This is a genomic window from Bradyrhizobium sp. ma5 (assembly GCF_042258955.1).
In the GTDB taxonomy this organism is placed as follows: Bacteria; Pseudomonadota; Alphaproteobacteria; order Rhizobiales; family Xanthobacteraceae; genus Bradyrhizobium.
Genome location: NZ_CP170156.1, coordinates 8201182 through 8217901, shown reverse-complemented (window position 1 = coordinate 8217901; position 16720 = coordinate 8201182). Strand labels below are relative to the sequence as shown.

The 16720-nt window shown below is 64.4% G+C and carries 18 protein-coding genes; 6 read left to right on the top strand and 12 right to left on the bottom strand.

The genetic code is table 11. The features are described from left to right. Positions 1–60 precede the first annotated feature (60 nt). Positions 61–858, top strand: coding sequence for a tetratricopeptide repeat protein (locus ACE103_RS38880; RefSeq protein ID WP_375777278.1), 798 nt, complete (start codon positions 61–63; stop codon positions 856–858). A 121-nt stretch (positions 859–979) separates the two neighbouring features. Here ACE103_RS38880 and ACE103_RS38875 read toward each other — a convergent pair whose 3' ends face one another. The 9 genes from ACE103_RS38875 to ACE103_RS38835 all read right to left on the bottom strand — a co-directional run bounded on the left by ACE103_RS38875 (position 980) and on the right by ACE103_RS38835 (position 9735). Continuing rightward, entirely contained in the window at positions 980–1954 is a 975-nt protein-coding gene (locus ACE103_RS38875; protein WP_223966528.1) for a type II secretion system F family protein, read from the bottom strand. Positions 1955–1963: 9 nt separating this feature from the next. Further along, entirely contained in the window at positions 1964–2941 is a 978-nt protein-coding gene (locus ACE103_RS38870; RefSeq protein ID WP_375777277.1) for a type II secretion system F family protein, read from the bottom strand. 11 nt (positions 2942–2952) lie between these two features. After that, positions 2953–4416, bottom strand: coding sequence for a CpaF family protein (locus tag ACE103_RS38865; protein WP_223966530.1), 1464 nt, complete (start codon positions 4414–4416; stop codon positions 2953–2955). Between the two features lie 24 nt (positions 4417–4440). Beyond that, complete coding sequence (locus tag ACE103_RS38860) at positions 4441–5709, bottom strand: CpaE family protein (RefSeq protein ID WP_375777276.1); 1269 nt, start codon at positions 5707–5709, stop codon at positions 4441–4443. Then, positions 5706–6458, bottom strand: a complete 753-nt coding sequence (locus ACE103_RS38855; RefSeq protein WP_375777275.1) for a CpaD family pilus assembly protein — start codon at positions 6456–6458, stop codon at positions 5706–5708. The genes ACE103_RS38860 and ACE103_RS38855 overlap by 4 nt, the downstream gene beginning before the upstream one ends. Positions 6459–6466: 8 nt before the next feature. Next, entirely contained in the window at positions 6467–7951 is a 1485-nt protein-coding gene (locus ACE103_RS38850; RefSeq protein ID WP_375777274.1) for a type II and III secretion system protein family protein, read from the bottom strand. Positions 7952–7953: 2 nt separating this feature from the next. Beyond that, positions 7954–8748 carry a Flp pilus assembly protein CpaB gene (cpaB, locus tag ACE103_RS38845; RefSeq protein ID WP_223966533.1) on the bottom strand — a complete coding sequence of 265 codons (795 nt, stop codon included), beginning with the start codon at positions 8746–8748 and terminating at the stop codon, positions 7954–7956. 127 nt (positions 8749–8875) lie between these two features. After that, the gene (locus ACE103_RS38840) at positions 8876–9400 is read right to left on the bottom strand and encodes a prepilin peptidase (protein ID WP_375777273.1); all 525 of its coding nucleotides are present in this window, start codon (positions 9398–9400) and stop codon (positions 8876–8878) included. 170 nt (positions 9401–9570) lie between these two features. Further along, the gene (locus tag ACE103_RS38835; protein ID WP_173643703.1) at positions 9571–9735 is read right to left on the bottom strand and encodes a Flp family type IVb pilin; all 165 of its coding nucleotides are present in this window, start codon (positions 9733–9735) and stop codon (positions 9571–9573) included. Positions 9736–10014: 279 nt separating this feature from the next. Between ACE103_RS38835 and ACE103_RS38830 the strand changes: the two genes are divergently transcribed. From ACE103_RS38830 to ACE103_RS38810, 5 genes are all read left to right on the top strand, one after another. Continuing rightward, on the top strand, positions 10015–10845 hold the full coding sequence (locus tag ACE103_RS38830) for a sterol desaturase family protein (protein WP_375777272.1): 831 nt from the start codon (positions 10015–10017) through the stop codon (positions 10843–10845). A 24-nt stretch (positions 10846–10869) separates the two neighbouring features. Next, positions 10870–12315 (top strand): hypothetical protein, encoded by a 1446-nt coding sequence (locus ACE103_RS38825; RefSeq protein ID WP_375777271.1) that lies wholly within the window; start codon positions 10870–10872, stop codon positions 12313–12315. Between the two features lie 213 nt (positions 12316–12528). Further along, complete coding sequence (locus ACE103_RS38820) at positions 12529–12981, top strand: pilus assembly protein N-terminal domain-containing protein (protein ID WP_223966538.1); 453 nt, start codon at positions 12529–12531, stop codon at positions 12979–12981. A 171-nt stretch (positions 12982–13152) separates the two neighbouring features. After that, positions 13153–13704 carry a TadE/TadG family type IV pilus assembly protein gene (locus tag ACE103_RS38815; RefSeq protein ID WP_223966540.1) on the top strand — a complete coding sequence of 184 codons (552 nt, stop codon included), beginning with the start codon at positions 13153–13155 and terminating at the stop codon, positions 13702–13704. Next, the gene (locus tag ACE103_RS38810; RefSeq protein WP_223966542.1) at positions 13695–14342 is read left to right on the top strand and encodes a TadE/TadG family type IV pilus assembly protein; all 648 of its coding nucleotides are present in this window, start codon (positions 13695–13697) and stop codon (positions 14340–14342) included. Before ACE103_RS38815 ends, ACE103_RS38810 begins: the two co-directional genes overlap by 10 nt. 140 nt (positions 14343–14482) lie before the next feature. Here ACE103_RS38810 and ACE103_RS38805 read toward each other — a convergent pair whose 3' ends face one another. From ACE103_RS38805 to ACE103_RS38795, 3 genes are all read right to left on the bottom strand, one after another. Further along, positions 14483–14695, bottom strand: coding sequence for a cold-shock protein (locus ACE103_RS38805; protein ID WP_016842648.1), 213 nt, complete (start codon positions 14693–14695; stop codon positions 14483–14485). 267 nt (positions 14696–14962) lie between these two features. Beyond that, positions 14963–15256, bottom strand: coding sequence for a translation initiation factor IF-1 (infA, locus tag ACE103_RS38800; RefSeq protein ID WP_016842649.1), 294 nt, complete (start codon positions 15254–15256; stop codon positions 14963–14965). Between the two features lie 24 nt (positions 15257–15280). Next, the gene (locus ACE103_RS38795) at positions 15281–16711 is read right to left on the bottom strand and encodes a DEAD/DEAH box helicase (RefSeq protein WP_375777270.1); all 1431 of its coding nucleotides are present in this window, start codon (positions 16709–16711) and stop codon (positions 15281–15283) included. Positions 16712–16720 lie beyond the last annotated feature (9 nt).

Below are 16720 nucleotides of genomic sequence, written 5' to 3'. Positions count from 1 at the left end.
CAGTCTATTGCTGGCACGCTCGGCTCGATCCATTTGCCCGATTTCGTGAGTCACAGTGCCATGCGTCGACAGTCCATTTTGACCCGGCATCTTACGTCCGCAGCCCTCGTGGCGGTCCTCGCCGCCGGGCTTGGCGGTTGCCAGACCATGTCCGACGTCACCGGATCGATCGCGTCCCGGTCCGATCCTGTGCCCGACGATCCGCGCCGCAATCTCGAGGTCTATGGCGAGCGCTACCGCAAGAATCCCAAGGATGTCGACGCCGCCATCGCTTACGGCCAGGCGTTGCGCATGACCGGACAGCGTTCGCAGGCCTGCGCCGTGCTGGAGCAGGCCACGCTCGCCACTCCCGGCAGCAAGCAGCTGCTCGCCGCCTATGGCCGCGCGCTCGCCGACAACGGCAATTCACAGGCCGCATTCGACGTGCTGAGCCGCGCGCACAGTCCGGACAATCCAGACTGGCGCATCCTGTCGGTGCAGGGCACCACGCTCGACAAGTTGAACCGGCACGAAGAAGCGCGGCGCTACTACGCCAGCGCCCTTCGACTGGCTCCGGACGAGCCGTCGGTGCTATCCAATCTCGGCCTGTCCTACATGCTGACCAAGGAATTGCCGAAGGCGGAAGAGACGCTGCGCCAGGCCTATGCCAGCGCCCGCGCCGACACCCGGATCCGGCAGAACCTCGCGCTCGTCGTCGGCCTGCAGGGCCGCTTCGCGGAGGCCGAGACCATCGTCAAGGCCGACCTGCCGGCCGATGAGGCGGCGGCCAATGTCACCTATCTCCGCGACATGCTGAACCGCAAGGACGGCCCGCGGATTTCCTCGCGCGCGGCGCCGGTTGTCGCCAAGGACGACTGACGCTCCTTTATGGCGTCTGACAGCGAAGCTCTCGGCTTCGCAATCCATATCTGTCTCAACGCGCGCAAAAAGAAACGCCCGGCGTTTGCCGGGCGTTCTTTGTGATGCGCCGCGACGTCGCTCAATGCATCGTGGCGATCTTGATATAGGACGGCCCGAGGATCACGATGAACAGGCAGGGCAGGAAGAACAGGATCATCGGCACAGTCAGCTTGGGCGGCAGCGCTGCCGCCTTCTTCTCGGCCTCGTTCATGCGCATGTCGCGATTTTCCTGCGCCATCACGCGCAGGCTCTGGCCGAGCGGCGTGCCGTAGCGTTCGGATTGCTGCAAGGCCATGCACACCGATTTCACGCCTTCGAGACCGGTGCGGCGCGCCAGGTTCTCGTAGGCGGACTTGCGGTCCTGCAAATAGGACAGTTCAGCGGTGGTCAGCGCGAACTCCTCCGACAGTGCGATCGACTGTCCGGCGATCTCGTTGGCCACCTTCCGGAACGCGACCTCGACCGACATGCCCGACTCGATGCAGATCAGCAGCAGGTCGAGCGAATCAGGGAAGGCGCGCTTGATCTGGAGCTGGCGCTTGGAGATCGCGTTCTTCAGGAACAGCATCGGCGCCTGGAGGCCGGCATAGGCCGCGACGACGCAGATGCCGATCTTGATCGTTAGCGACCAGTTCGCGCCCGCGATGAAGAACGTATAGACGATGGCGCCGAGCAGCAGCACGATCGGCGTCACCGCGCGGGCGAACAGGAATGTGACGTAGGGAGCGTGGCCGCGATAGCCCGCCATCACGAGCTTCTCGAGCGCCGCTTCCTGGGCAAGCCATTTCGTGAGGTTGAGATCGTCCACCACCCGGGAGACCACCTGCTTCGGGGTCTGCCGCAGTGCCACCTTCTCCGTCTTGGCGAGACGCTCACGCTCACGCTGCCGGAGACGCTCGCGCTCGCTGGCGACGGCCTTCATGCGCTTGTTGAGGTCGCCGCTGGCGAGCAGCGGCATCACCAGCGTGTAGACCGTGGCGCTTGCCGCGATAAAGGCAAGCAGCATGGTCATGAACCTGACGTCGTGGAGCTTGGAGACCAGAATATCAATCATGCTGCACCGTCAGAAATCGAAGTTGATCATCTTCTTCATCACCAGCACGCCCATCGACATCCAGACGGCGCAGGCAACCAGCATGAGCTGGCCCATCGAGTTCGTCCACAGCAGGGCGATGTAGTCCGGTGTCGTGAGGAACACGAGGATCATCACGATCGGCGGCAGCGAGCCGATGATGGCGGCGGAAGCTTTCGCTTCCATCGACATCGCCTGGATCTTCTCGGCCATCTTCTTGCGGTCGCGCAGCACCCGCGAGAGGTTGCCGAGCGCTTCCGACAGATTGCCGCCGGACTTTTGCTGGATCGCGATCACGATGCCGAAGAAGTTCGCTTCCGGCAGCGGCATGCGTTCGTAGAGCCGGGCGCAGGCCTCGCCGAGCGGCATGCCGATCGCCTGGGTCTCGATGATCGCAAGGAACTCGCTGCGCAGCGGCTCGGATGCGTCGTTGACGACCGCCTTGAGCGATTCGAACAGCGGCAGGCCGGCCTTGATGCCGCGCACGATGACGTCGACGGCGTCGGGCAGCGCCTTCAGAAAGGCCTTCTCCCGCCGCTTCTTCAGGAAACCGAGCAGCCACCGCGGCAGGCCGAGACCCATGGCAAAGCCGATGCCGGCCGCGCCCAGCAGGCCTCCGCCGACGAAAAATGCCGCGCCGAACCCGAACAGGCCGAGGGCGCCGGAGATCATCCAGAATTTTTGCTCGGACCACTCCAGTCCGGCCTGCGAGATGCGTACGCCGAGCGGGACTTTCTTGTCCTTCTGCCGACGCGCTTCGAGCTCCTTCAGCGATCCTTCGACCTGCTCGCGGCGGGAGCGCTGCGTGCGGTCGGTGCTTCGCGTCGCTGAAGGCTCGCTGCGCGCCACCGATGCGCGGCGCGACTCGGCCTTCTTTTCCCCCGAAAGGTAGGGATAGAGGAAGACCCAGGCGATGCCGCCCACGGTGGTGGCGGCGAGGAAGGCAAGGGCAAGCGTTTGCGTCTGCATCCTGCGTTCCCCTAGACCGGCGCCGGCGAGTCGGAGGCATCCAGCGCCGCCGCAAGCCGCTTCTCTTCATTGTAATAGCGCGCACGCTCCCAGAAGCGCGGCCGGCCGATGCCGGTCGAGCGGTGCTTGCCGATGATCTTGCCGTTGGCATCTTCCCCGACCACGTCGTAGAGGAAGATATCCTGCGTGATGATGGTGTCGCCTTCCATGCCCATCACCTCGGTGATGTGGGTGATGCGGCGCGAGCCGTCGCGCAGGCGCGCGGCCTGCACGATGATGTCGACCGAGGCGCAGATCATCTCGCGAATGGTGCGCGAGGGAAGCGAGAAACCACCCATGGTGATCATGGATTCGCAGCGCGACAGCGCTTCGCGGGGATTGTTGGCGTGCAGCGTGCCCATCGAGCCGTCGTGGCCGGTGTTCATCGCCTGCAACAGGTCGAACGCCTCGGGTCCGCGGACTTCGCCGACGATGATGCGCTCGGGGCGCATACGCAGGCAGTTGCGGACCAGTTCGCGCATCGTGACCTGGCCCTCGCCCTCGATGTTCGGCGGCCGGGTTTCCAGGCGCACCACATGCGGCTGCTGCAGCTGAAGTTCGGCGGCGTCTTCGCAGGTGATGATGCGTTCGTCGTGCTCGATATAGTTGGTCAGGCAGTTCAGCAGCGTGGTCTTGCCCGAGCCGGTACCGCCCGAGATGATCACGTTGCAGCGGACACGACCGATGATCTGCAGGATGGTCGCGCCGTCCGGCGTGATCGCGCCGAACTTGACGAGCTGCTCCAGCGTCAGCTTGTCCTTCTTGAATTTGCGGATGGTGAGTGCGGGCCCGTCGATCGCCAGCGGCGGCACGATGGCGTTGACGCGCGAGCCGTCGGCGAGGCGGGCGTCGCAGATCGGCGAGGATTCGTCGACGCGCCGGCCGACCTGGCTGACGATGCGCTGGCAGATGTTGAGCAGCTGCTGGTTGTCGCGAAAGCGGATACCGGTGCGCTGGATCTTGCCGGCGACTTCGATGAACACGGTACCGGCGCCGTTGACCATGATGTCGGCGATGTCGTCGCGCGACAAGAGCGGCTCCAGCGGTCCGTAGCCGAGCACGTCATTGCAGATGTCGTCGAGCAATTCTTCCTGCTCGGCGATCGACATCACGATATTCTTGATCGCGATGATCTCGTTGACGATGTCGCGGATTTCCTCGCGCGCCGACTCGCTGTCCAGCTTGGCGAGCTGGGCAAGGTCGATCGCCTCGATCAGGGCGCCGAAGATCGTCGCCTTGACCTGGTAGTAATTGTCCGAGCGGCGGGCTTCGACGGCGGGAGCAGGCGGTGGCTTGGCCGGGGCCAGCGGTGGTGACGATATCGTCGGGGCGGCGGACTCGCGCGCGATCGGCGACGAGCCGGCAGGCTCCGGCGTCTGAAAAGCGGGCTTGGGTGCCCGTATATCCCCATCGTTTCCGCTACGCTTACCAAACACGACGTCTTGACTCCACGCGGACCACTATTTGGACCGCAGCTTTTCGAGCAGGGGCGACAGGAAGGACCCCCTCGGCTTCTTGGTCTCGCCGCGGCCTGTCAGCCGCTGCGCCATCTGCAGAAACATCTCGACTGCGCGGTGATTGGCGGAGATCTCCGCGATCATCTGGCCGTTGTTGGCTGCCGAACCGAAGATCTGCGGATCGAACGGGATGGCGGCGATCGGCGGGCTTTCGATCGCCTTGGCGAACTCGCCTGCCGCGATCTCCGGACGCTTCGGCACGCCGACCTGGTTCAGGCAGTACAACGGTGCGCGGTCGTTCGGCCGCGACGCCTTCAGCAGGTCGAACATGTTCTTGGCGTTGCGCAGATTGGCGAGGTCGGGCGCCGCCACGATCAGGATGTCGTCGGCCGCGATCAGCGCGCGCTTGGTCCAGCCGGACCATTGGTGCGGCACGTCGAGCACGATGCAGGGCATCGTGGTGCGCAGCGTATCGAAGATCGCGTCGAAGGCTTCGGCGCCGAAATCGTACACCTTGTCGAGCGTCGCCGGCGCCGCCAGCAGGCTCAGATGGTCGGTGCATTTCGACAGCAGGCGGTCAACGAAGGCGGTATCGACGCGGTCCGGCGAGAACACGGCATCCGCGATGCCTTGCGCCGGGTCCTGGTTGTAGTTGAGGCCGGCGGTGCCGAATGCAAGGTCGAGATCGGCGACCACGGAGTCGAGCGCCAGATCGCGGGCGATCGCCCAGGCGACATTGTGGGCGATCGTCGAGGCGCCGACGCCGCCCTTCGCGCCGACGATGGCGACGACGCGGCCGACCGCCTTGGCTTCCGGCGCCGAGAACAGGTTGCAGACCGCGCGCACCACGTCGATCGCATGGGCCGGGGCAATCACGTAGTCGCTGACGCCGCGGCGCACCAGCTCGCGATACAGCGTGACGTCGTTGACCCGGCCGATCACGACCACCCGGGTGCCGGCGTCGCACACCGAGGCGAGCTGGTCGAGCCCGGCCAGAATGTCGCTGCGGCCCTCGGTCTCGAGGATGATGACATTGGGCGTCGGCGCCGAGCGATAGGCCTCGACGGCAGCCGCCATGCCGCCCATCTGGATCTTGAGGTGGGCCTTGGCCAGCCGGCGATCCTCGCCCGCCGACTGTACGGCGGCAGCGGTCTCGACCGTCTCGCAGAACGCCTGGACCGAAACCCGTGGCGCCGGAGCAATATGGTCGTCCACGGCCTGCGGCGGGGCGTCCGTCTGCTCTTCGGAGTTTTGCTGCGCGTAGGTGATCATTTTCCTGTGTCGCTTAGCTTGGCCCTGTCGGACTCGGGATACGCCGTGGCGGTGGTGGTGCCCTTGCGATACTTGTCGAAGGCGATATTGCGGCGCGACGTGTAGGCGGGGGTCTCCGCGCGCGGCTGCACGAGGTCAGTCGGGTCTTCGACCATGGCTGCGAGGTTGCGCTGATTGGCGCAGCCGAAATTGTAGTATTGCTTGTTCTGGATGTAGGATCCGTTGTGCATCGACGGGCCGAGATCCTCCGGCCACAGGCCGCACGGCCCTGCCTCCGCTTTCATCTTCGGATAGTTCACGCGGATCGCCGGCATCAGGCGCGGATTCTCGGGATGGTATTTGCGCACGAGGATCCCGCGCGGCGGCACGCCGGCCGCGGCGAAGGTCGCCTGGATCTCGCGCAGCGATTCCTGGGCGGGCCGGGCGTTCGGCGTGTCGGCGGGAACGTCGATGGTGACGGCGCCGGTGCCTTCACGCATCCAGTCCTGCGCCATCCCCATCACCTCGGCGCGCTGCTCCGCGGTCAGGCCGCCGCGGCTGCGGCCGACGAAGACCACGATCGAGCGATCGGCCTCGGTCACGGCGATCGGGTGACGCTGGCGATAGTCGGCCGGCGAGTCCACCATCGCGAAGCTGGTGTCGGCGGCGTGCTGGCAGGCGCCGAGCGTCATGGCAAGAATGACGAGCGCTCCGGCGACACCGGCGGTGCGCTTGTAATCGGCGGATGCTCTGGGTGTGGTCTGTGTCATCGTCCGCCTCAGTCGGTAATGAAGCCGTAGGTGCCGCGGTAATTCCGCGCCGGTTCGGTGCGGCCAGGCACGCCGTAGACGCGGTTGATGCTGCCGAGCAGGTCGGCCTGCGGGTCGGACGCGTTGGCGAAGCCGTCATCCGGACGCGACAGGTCCTTCTGCGCCACGGCGCGAACGACATAGGGCGTCACCAGAACCATCAGTTCGGTCTGGTTGTTGACGAAGTCGCGGCTGCGGAACAGCGTGCCGAGTATGGGCAGCGACGCCAGCCCGGGAAGGCCGTTGATCGCCTGCTTGGTCTGGTCCTGGATCAGGCCGGCCATGGCCATCGAGCCGCCCGAGGGAATTTCCAGTGTGGTCTCGGCGCGGCGGGTCTTGATCGAAGGGATTGTCGTTCCACCGGCGCCGCCGGTCAGCGCGTTCTCGGTCGAGACTTCCGACACTTCCGTCATCACGCGCAGGCTGATGCGCCCTTCGGTCAGCACCACCGGCGTGAAGTTGAGCGAAATGCCGAATTTCTTGAAGCTGACGGTCTGAACGCAATTCCCGATCGCGCCGGTCGACGAGGTCTGACAGGTCACGCCGGTCGGAATTGGAAACTCGCCGCCCGAGATGAAGGTCGCCGATTCGCCGGATATCGCGGTCAGGTTCGGTTCGGCGAGCGTCCGCACGACACCGGCGCTTTCCATGGCGCGGATCGTTGCCGATACCGACGATCCGAACGATGTGGTGAGATTGTTGCCGGACACCAGCGGTGAGCTGTTCGCGGTGAACGGGTTGCTGTTGGCGAATTTGACCACGGTCGTGCCGTAGTTGAGGTTTGCCGTGAGGTCGATGCCGAGCTGCTTGATCAGGCTGCGCGAGACTTCGGCAACCGTGACCTTCAACATCACCTGGTCGCGGCCGCGGACCGCGATGGAGTTCACGACCTTGTCGGGGCCGCCGACCAGCCGCGCGGCGATCTCGCCTGCCTGCTGTGCGTCGACCGGGCTCGCTGCGCTTCCCGTCAGCACCACGCCGTCGGCAACGCCCTCGATCTGGATATCGGAATTCGGCAGCGCTGCACGCAGCGCGGCGCGCACGCCATTGAGATCGCGCTTGACGGCGATGTCATAGGCCGCAATCTGCTGCCCGGCGGCGTCGAAGAACACGATGTTGGTCTGGCCGACCGTCGCGCCGATGATGTAGGCGCGTTGCGCCGAGCGGACCACGGCGTTGGCGATCTTGGGATCGGCGACCAGCACGTCCTTGATGTCCCTGGGCAGATCGATCACGATCGATTTGCCGACGCCGAGCGAGAGGAAACGGGCATTCATCTGGCCGCCATCGGCCGATGCGGCAGGGGCAGGCGCGGCGCGATAGTCGCTCGCCACCACCGGTGTCAGCGCCGGGTTGAGCGTGAGCGCCGCGACGGCCGAGAACGACAATGCGCGGACCATGAAGGTCCGCATCGTCCGTTGAGTTGCCCCGCCCTTCATCACGTGTGTCCTCATGGTCACTTCTGCATCGTCGCCTGGTTGGCAACGCCAAAGCGGATGACGTTGATCGTGTCACCGCGCCTCTGCCGGTTGTCGTCGATCTTGGTTTCGGGCGCGTTGTTGTCGGCGATGCTGCGCAGCGCCAGCGACAGGACGCCGCTCTGGCGCGCGCGCGCCAGCGTCTCGGTCTGTTCGGGCTTCAGCTCCAGCGTCACCGTCTTGCCGATCAGTGCGTTGGTGCCGTCCTTTTCCTTCGGTGCCTGGTCGATCGCGAGCACGCGGACGTTGGTCAGGATCACTTCGGAGTTGACGATGTCGGCGCCGTTGCGGTCCGGATTCTTGTCCCGCTTCGACAGCAGGACGTCGACCCGGTCATTCGGCAGGATGAAGCCGCCGGCGCCGGTCTCGGGTGAGATTTCGGTCGATACCGCCCGCATGCCGACCGGCAGGATCGCGGCCATGAAGCCGCTGCCGTCGGCCTTGACGAGCTTCTGCTCGCGAATCGGCTCGCCCTGGATGAACGGGGCGCGCGCGATCGAGCCGGTCACGTCCTTGATTGCTTCGGCGTTGCTGTCCCTGCGCATGAAGCTGGCGCTGGCGGTTGCCGCCGGCCAGGTCTGCCATTGCAGATCTTCGGGCTTCACAGCTTGGCCGAGGCCGATGTCGGTTTTCGCGACCAGGATGTCGACGGTGGGCAGCTGGGCGACCGGCGGAGGCGGTGCTGGCTTGTCGTCGCTTCCGCTCGCCAAATAGAGCGCCGCAAGGCCGGCGCAGCCTGCGATTGCGAGGACCAGAATGCGGGCCTTATCCATTACGCTTCACTTTCCACATGACGCCGCGACGCTGCCGCCGCCGTGATGGGAGTTGACCAGCTATTCGTCAAAGCATGGTTAATGAGGCGTATCTAAATCGCCTTAACGAGCGGTTACTGCCGCTTTCTCAGCGCATGGCGAAGTGCGCGAGATCGATCGTCTTGATCCAGTCCGTCTCGGGATAGATCAGCAGGGCGCCGAGGGCGAGTGCGATGCCGTAGGGAATTCCGGTCTGCTTGTCGTGCAAGCGGCTGAGCCAGGCCTGGTTCGCGAGCGGATAGGGCAGCGGCCACTGCCGGAGCTGCAGCAGCAGCACCGTCAGCGCGCCGCCGAACAGCGATGCGAAGACCAGATAGGGGAGCAGATGCTCGAACCCGAACCACAAGCCGGCCGCGGCGGCAACCTTGGCGTCTCCGCCACCGACCCAGCCCATCGCGAACATGCCGAATGCCACCACCAGAACCAGCGCGCCCGCGCCGGCATGGCTGAGGATCTCGTGGACGCCCATCCCGGTCAGCGGCGCCAGGACGAAGAAGCCGGCCGCCAGCGCCAGCGAGATCCGGTTCGGGATCGTCATGGTCAAGAGATCGCTCGCCGCAGCAAAGGCCATCAGGGCCGGAAATAGCATCAAGCGTGCGATGTCGAGGATCATGGATTCATGCCGTCAAGCTGGAGCTGCGGTCGAGACCCGACGCTAGCGGCCAATGGTGAACAATCGGAAAAGGCCGTCGTGGCCGTCATCAAGGCGCCGCCGGCCGGTCCGCCAAATAGCAAAGGTCCCGGGGGTGCCGGGACCTTTGATGCGAGTTCCTGGGAACCGGCTTACTTCAGCGAGCTGGCGACGGTGTTGAAGGTGCCCGACAGCTTGGTGCCGACGCCGTTGACCGCAGCGATGATCGCGATCGCGATACCGGTGGCGATCAGGCCGTATTCGATGGCGGTCGCGCCCGATTCATCCTTCACGAAGCGCGAGACGAGGTTCTTCATAAATAAACTCCTGTGTACACGTGGCTGGTCAAACTAGGTTTGGTCTCGCCGGCGTTCTCAGCACCGTGACCATTCCGGCACCCTACGGTTCGACAATTTCGGCGCAGTTAATTTGATCGTATAAACACAGCGGGAACCCGCAGTTGTTGCGCACAGTAAATTTGGAATTAAGCGGTCCGCTAAGATTGCAGATTGTTGCCGGGGCGCGCTAACGGCACCTGTTCACGGCTCCTTAAGCGCACATCTATACCCATGGGGCTTCCGTCAAATGAGGCCGTCATGCCCAGCCTTCCCTTTGAAGTCATCGAGATGATCGGCCAGACGATGATGAAGGTGGTGCCGATCACCATCGCGCTGGCGCTGTTCTTCACGGTGCTCACTCATTTCTGGGCCTGCAATCCCGGCAAGCCGTGGTGGCAGAAGCGTGAGCTGGTCACCGACATCTGCTACTGGTTCTTCGTGCCGGTGTTCGCGCGCGTGCTGCGGATCGGGCTCCTGGTGGTGGGCGCAGCGCTGGTGTTCAACGTCCACGACGCCGACGATCTGATCGCGTTCTACGAGAACGGACATGGCCCTCTGGCGCAGCTTCCGCTCTGGCTGCAGGCCATCATCTTCCTCGTTGCCTCCGATTTCATGCTGTACTGGCTGCACCGGATGTTCCATGGCGGCGCCTTCTGGAAGTACCACGCCATTCATCACTCCTCCGAGGATCTTGAATGGATCTCGGCGGCACGCTTCCATCCGGTCAATCTTCTGATCGGGACGATCACTGTCGATGTGATTCTGCTGATGGCGGGCATCTCGCCGAACATCATGCTGTGGGTCGGGCCGCTCACCACATTCCACTCGGCATTCGTGCACGCCAACCTGAACTGGACGCTCGGCCCGTTCAAATACGTGATCGCGACGCCGGTGTTTCACCGCTGGCATCACACCGGGCTCGAAGTCGGCGGCGACACCAATTTCGCGGGCACGTTTCCGCTCTGGGACATTCTGTTCGGAACGTTTCGGATGCCCGAAGGCAAGCTTCCGGAAGATTACGGGGTCGATGCCGAGCAGGGCGTGCCGTCCGAGATCGGCGGACAGTTGGCCTATCCTTTCCGGCAATGACGCCGGCAGCCGGCCGGTGCCATCATGAGCGCTGAGACCGCGACCTTCCCGCGCGCGAAAGCCTCCGCGTTCGCCGAGCTTCCGGCCTGGTTCTGGATGGCGTGCGGCGTCTATGCGCTGCTGTTGTTCGTCGGCGACAGGCTGCTCGCCGATTCCGATACCTACTGGCAGATTGCCGTCGGCCGCTGGATCCTCGACCATCGCACGCTGCCGTCGGTCGACATTTATTCGTTCACCAAGGCCGGTGAGCCGTGGGTGTCGTCGTCCTGGCTGGCGCAGGTTCTGTTCGCGAAGGCCTATGAGCTCGCCGGATGGACCGGCCCGGTGGCGCTGGCCGCCGCCTGCGCCGCTGCCAGCTTCGCGCTGCTCACCGCCATCCTCAGCCGCGCGCTGCCGACGATCTACGCGAGCCTGATTGCCCTCGCGGCGCTGGTTCTGACCTGCGGGCACCTGCTGGCCCGTCCGCATGTGCTGGTGATGCCCATCATGATCGTCTGGGCGAACGGCCTGATGACCGCCAGCGAACGCCGTGAGGCGCCTTCGTTCTGGCTGCTGCCGCTGATCGCGCTGTGGGCCAATCTGCACGGCGGCTTTCTATTCGGCTTGGTCCTGGTCGGCGCATTTGCGTTCGATGCGATGTGGAATGCCCTGCCGGCCCGGAGGTTGGCGCTGGCGCTGCGCTGGGGGGCGTTCGGCATCGGCGCGCTGGCTGCGTGCTGCGTCACCCCCTATGGCTGGGGCTCGATCCTCGCCTCGCTCAGGATTCTCGGCCTCGGTGAATTGCTGCATCTCATCACGGAATGGAGGCCGGCGACGTTCAGCGAGATCGACGCGTTTGGGCTATCGATCCTCGGCCTGCTCGGCGCTGCGCTCTATTACCGGGTGAGGTTGCCGCTGCCGCGAATCATCCTGGTGCTGGGCTTGCTGCACATGGCGCTGTCCCACGTCAGAAATCTCGAGCTGTTCGCCCTGCTGCTGCCGTTGGCCGTGCTGACGCCGGTCGCCACCCAGTTCGGGCTGCGTGCCGCCGGCGCCGTCCGCCCGAGAGTGGCTCCAGCCGCAATCCTGATCGTCGGGCTTTGCGCGTGGACCTCGGTCGTTGCCGCGCGCCAGGCCATATCGCCACCGCCGATCTATTCGCCGGCTGCCGCCGTCGACGCGATGAAGGCGCACAACGTCAAGCGCGTGCTCAACGATCTGCAGTTCGGCGGCTACCTGATCTGGCGTCAGATGCCGGTGTTCATCGACGGGCGTGCCGAACTCTACGGTGAGACGTTCGGCATGAGCTTCGCCCGCGCGGTTCAGCTCAAGGACGTCAACGGCTTCCTCGATTTGCTCAAGACCCATGACATCGATGCGGTGATGCTCGATCCGACCACGCCGGCTTCCAAATTGCTGGATCACATCGGAGGATGGCAACGCCTCTACGCCGATGACCGCGTGGTCGTTCACGTCCGCGCCGCCAGTTGAGGCCGCCGCAGGCCGATCCGCTCGGGAAGTCGTGACATCCGCGCAATTCGGCGGTCGATCTTTGCTCTTCCTAAATGAATTGCCGTCAGATTTGCCAGCGTCGGGCGCCGGTCCGCAGCGTATCGCCTTTGCCGGCCTGTTAACGCCCCGGGGTAGAGTATGTCGTTTCAGTCCCAGCGTATTCGCGCCGTCACGCGCATTGGATTCATCTCGATGGCCGCAGCCTTGCTGCTGGGGCCCGCACTCGCAACGGCAGCGCCGGATCCCGACCGGATCGCGGTCAATGTCGATCAGGCCAAGCTCGTCAAGCTGCCCGGCGGCATTGCCACGATCGTGGTCGGCAATCCCCTGATCGCCGACGTCACCCTGCAGAATGGCGGGGTTGTCGTGGTGACCGGCAAGGGTTATGGCGCGACCAATTTCATCGCACTCGACCGCTCCGGCCAGGTGCTGGTGGATCGCCAGATCCAGGTCGAAGGTCCGTCCGACCAGCTCGTCACGGTCTATCGTGGCATCGATCGCGAGACCTATAGCTGCATGCCGGTTTGTCAGCGCCGCATCACCCTCGGCGACGGCGACGCCTATTTCAAGACGACCATGGAACAGGCCGGTACGCTCAACAATCAGGCCTCCGGCTCGGGCGGCGGCGCGAAGCCGCAGAACTGACGTGCGTCCGCTCCGGCGCTTCACACGCCGGGGCTTTGGCCGATCGCAGGCGGTTCGCCCGACATGCCTAATAAAGGCTTACCGGATCGGGTCGTTCTGTCTCGATCCGGCGAAATACTTCGACAATGACTCTTGGGTAATTGTTTCCACCATGTTGATCCGGGGTCGTTGATGCCGCTGCCCGCACATTCTTTTGCACGCCTCCTTCGCCGCTTTCGCCGAAACCGAAGTGGTGTGACCGCGGTCGAATTCGCGCTGGTCGCGCCGCTGTTTTTCGCGCTGCTGTTTGCGATCATCGAAGTGGCGATGATCTTCTTTGCCAGCCAGGTGCTCGAGACGGCGACGCAGGATTCGTCCCGTTTCGTCATGACCGGCCAGGCTCAGGGCGCGAATTATACCCAGGCGCAGTTCAAGACCTTCGTCTGTGGCGAGGTCAGCAGCGCGTTGTTCGATTGCACCAACGGCATCTACGTCGACGTGCGCAGCTATCCCGCGACGAGTTTCTCGACCGTCAACCTCACGCCCATCACCGATCCCACCCAGGTGAAATGGTGTCCCGGCAAGGACGGCGACGTCGTGGTGGTCCGCCTGTTCTATCAGTGGCCGCTGTTTGTCACCAAGGCTTTCACCTCCACTTTCCTCAGCAACGGCAAGCGGCTCCTGGTCGCGACCGCGACGTTCAAGAACGAGCCCTCCGGGACCGCCGGGACCACATGCTCATGAGCAAAGTCATGAAGACCCTGCCCGCGGCCTTGCTGCGCTATGTCGTTGCTCTCGGGCGTGACCGCCGAGGCCTCGCCGCCGTCGAGTTTGCGTTCATCATGCCGCTGATGCTGGTGATGTTCTTCGGCACCGTCGAGTTTTCATCCGGTGTCGCGGTCGACCGCAAGGTTACGCTGATGGCGCGCGCCGCGTCGGATCTGACCTCGCAGGCGACCCAGGTGGTGGACGCCGACCTGCAGAACTTCTTCAGTGCCAGCGTCGGCATCATGACGCCCTACGATCCGACACCGACCAAGGTCACGTTGTCGGAAATCTACGTCGATAACTCCAACATCGCACACATACAGTGGAGCAAGGCGGGGGTGATGAGCGCGGGTGCCACGCAGGCGACGCTGACGGCCTCGACGCGCAGCCAAGGTGACATCGTGACAAGCGTCGTTCCGTCGGCGCTGCTGGTTGCAGGCACCTATCTGATCTTCAGCGAAGTGAGCTACAAATACGTTCCGACGATCGGCTATGTGATGGCCAAGACCGGCATCACTCTCGCCGACGTTGCCTTTACGCGGCCGCGGCAGTCGGTTTGCGTGTTCTACGCCCCGACCTCCGCCACCATGCCGACGACCTGCTCGACTTACTAGAGCGTTTTCGCGCGAGATGGACACCCAGGCCGCGCTGGCTGGCAGCGACGCGATCCAAACAAAAAGGGCCGCACCCGGAGGTGCGGCCCTTGATGCTTTGACGACAATTTCCTGGAGCTTCGCGCTCCCGGGAAATCGGCTTATCCGGCGGCGCGCAGATTGTCGGCCGAGGATTTGCCAGAACGGCGGTCAGCAACGATCTCGTAGGAGATCTTCTGGCCTTCACGCAGAGTGCCAAGGCCGGCGCGCTCGACTGCACTGATGTGCACGAACACGTCGTTCCCGCCTTCATCCGGCTGGATGAAGCCGTAGCCCTTGGTCGCGTTAAACCACTTCACGGTTCCCATGCTCACGTGGGTAGTCCCTTCTCAGATATACAAGTTCAAGACCCGCTGGTCGGCGGGGTGGTGAGATCGAATTTTTGGAAGGGTCGTCAGCGTCTGAACCGGCTGTACCGGTATTGGCTAATGTCGTCCGGCCGAAAATCGATGGGTAGGATATTATTCGATAGAAAGGCTCAAAACAATCCTGACGTGCGCGATTTTTTGGCCGGCGCAACCGCCGGCCATTGGTGCGCAGGACATCAGGACGTCATGCGCGCAACGGCTGCAATGTCGAGCCTAGCGGCGGCGGAACTGGCCGCCGCGCTGTGCTCCGCCCCGCGGTGGACCGCCGGGTGCGCCACTCGGACGCTCGTCCTTGTGCCGGAAAATCAGGCGGCCCTTTTCGAGATCGTAGGGCGACATTTCGATCGTAACGCGGTCGCCGGCCAGCGTCTTGATGCGGTTTTTCTTCATCTTGCCGGCGGTGTAGGCGACGATCTCGTGTCCGGCATCGAGTTGCACCCGGTAACGAGCGTCGGGGAGGATTTCGGTCACCAGTCCTTCGAACTGGATCAGCTCTTCCTTAGCCATATGTTTCTCCAGATCGAGCGACGGCTAGTGCTTCGGTCGGTTGTTGCGGTTGGGTTGCGGATTCGGCCGGCTCTCGCGATGCAAGAAGGCGACGCCCTGAATGCCTTCGCTGTTGCCGGCCTGCGACGGACGCGGCGACTCGCCCCGGCTCGTCTGCGGCGCGCCATTATTACCACCCCGACGGCGGCGGCGGCGAGGGCCTTTTGCACTTGGAGCGGCCTCATTCCCACGGACATTATGCGCGCGCGGCGCAGAACGGCCGCCCCGGTGGGGGTGGGTCGCCGATGCGGGCGCGGCGGCCTCGCGGCTGCCAGGGGAGCCGCCTTGTGTGCGGCGGTCTTCCCGCGGCACGGTAATTCGGATCAGCCGTTCGATATCGCGCAGATAGCCCATCTCCTCGGCGCCGGCGACCAGCGAGATCGCGATGCCGTCGGCGCCGGCACGCGCGGTGCGGCCGATGCGGTGGACGTAGGTTTCCGGGATGTTGGGCAGATCGAAGTTCACGACGTGGCTGACGCCGTCGACGTCGATGCCGCGGGCGGCGATATCGGTCGCCACCAGCGTGCGGATCTCGCCGGAACGGAACGCCGCCAGCGTGCGCTCGCGATGGTTCTGCGATTTGTTGCCGTGGATCGCGTTGGCCTCGATGCCGGCCTTGGCAAGGCTCTTCACCACCTTGTCGGCGCCGTGCTTGGTGCGGGTAAACACCAGGGCACGATTGACCGCTTCCTGCTTTAGAAGCTGGGCGAGAACCGCCGGCTTGGCCGCGAAATCAACCTGGATCGCACGCTGGGCGATGCGATCCACCGTCGAGGCCACCGGCGTCACCGCCACGCGGGCCGGGTCGCGCAGCATCGCCTCGGCGAGCTCGGCGATGTCCTTGGGCATGGTGGCCGAGAAGAACAGCGTCTGCCGCCGGATCGGCAGCTTGGCGACGATTTTGCGGATGTCGTTGATGAAGCCCATGTCGAGCATGCGGTCGGCTTCATCGAGCACCAGGAACTCGACCTGGTTGAGCTTCAGCCCGTTGCTCTGCACGAGATCGAGCAGGCGGCCGGGCGTGGCGACCAGCACCTCGACGCCCTGCATCAGGGAACGGACCTGGCGGCCCATCGGCACACCGCCGATGGCGAGCGTCGAGGACAGCCGGATGTGGCGGCCATAGGTGTTGAAGCTGTCGAGGATCTGCCCCGACAGTTCGCGGGTCGGCGAGAGCACCAGCACGCGGCAGCTCTTGGGCTGCGGGCGGATGCGGTTCTCCAGCAGCCGATGCAGGATCGGCAGCGCGAACGACGCGGTCTTGCCGGTTCCGGTCTGGGCGATGCCGACGACATCGCGGCCGGCAAGTGCGAGCGGGATGGTCTGGGCTTGGATGGGGGTCGGCGTGAGATAATTTTCTTCTCGAAGCGCGCGGGCGATGGGATCGGCGAGGCCGAAATCCTGAAAGGAGGTCAAAAGGTGGTT

Excerpts from the sequence above, each read along its gene's own strand:
- ACE103_RS38880 (WP_375777278.1), top strand. The coding sequence starts at position 61 with ATGCGTCGACAGTCCATTTTGACCCGGCATCTTACGTCCGCAGCCCTC.
- ACE103_RS38875 (WP_223966528.1), bottom strand. The coding sequence starts at position 1,954 with ATGATTGATATTCTGGTCTCCAAGCTCCACGACGTCAGGTTCATGACC.
- ACE103_RS38870 (WP_375777277.1), bottom strand. The coding sequence starts at position 2,941 with ATGCAGACGCAAACGCTTGCCCTTGCCTTCCTCGCCGCCACCACCGTG.
- ACE103_RS38860 (WP_375777276.1), bottom strand. The coding sequence starts at position 5,709 with ATGATCACCTACGCGCAGCAAAACTCCGAAGAGCAGACGGACGCCCCG.
- ACE103_RS38855 (WP_375777275.1), bottom strand. The coding sequence starts at position 6,458 with ATGACACAGACCACACCCAGAGCATCCGCCGATTACAAGCGCACCGCC.
- ACE103_RS38850 (WP_375777274.1), bottom strand. The coding sequence starts at position 7,951 with ATGAGGACACACGTGATGAAGGGCGGGGCAACTCAACGGACGATGCGG.
- cpaB (WP_223966533.1), bottom strand. The coding sequence starts at position 8,748 with ATGGATAAGGCCCGCATTCTGGTCCTCGCAATCGCAGGCTGCGCCGGC.
- ACE103_RS38840 (WP_375777273.1), bottom strand. The coding sequence starts at position 9,400 with ATGATCCTCGACATCGCACGCTTGATGCTATTTCCGGCCCTGATGGCC.
- ACE103_RS38835 (WP_173643703.1), bottom strand. The coding sequence starts at position 9,735 with ATGAAGAACCTCGTCTCGCGCTTCGTGAAGGATGAATCGGGCGCGACC.
- ACE103_RS38830 (WP_375777272.1), top strand. The coding sequence starts at position 10,015 with ATGCCCAGCCTTCCCTTTGAAGTCATCGAGATGATCGGCCAGACGATG.
- ACE103_RS38825 (WP_375777271.1), top strand. The coding sequence starts at position 10,870 with ATGAGCGCTGAGACCGCGACCTTCCCGCGCGCGAAAGCCTCCGCGTTC.
- ACE103_RS38820 (WP_223966538.1), top strand. The coding sequence starts at position 12,529 with ATGGCCGCAGCCTTGCTGCTGGGGCCCGCACTCGCAACGGCAGCGCCG.
- ACE103_RS38815 (WP_223966540.1), top strand. The coding sequence starts at position 13,153 with ATGCCGCTGCCCGCACATTCTTTTGCACGCCTCCTTCGCCGCTTTCGC.
- ACE103_RS38810 (WP_223966542.1), top strand. The coding sequence starts at position 13,695 with ATGCTCATGAGCAAAGTCATGAAGACCCTGCCCGCGGCCTTGCTGCGC.
- infA (WP_016842649.1), bottom strand. The coding sequence starts at position 15,256 with ATGGCTAAGGAAGAGCTGATCCAGTTCGAAGGACTGGTGACCGAAATC.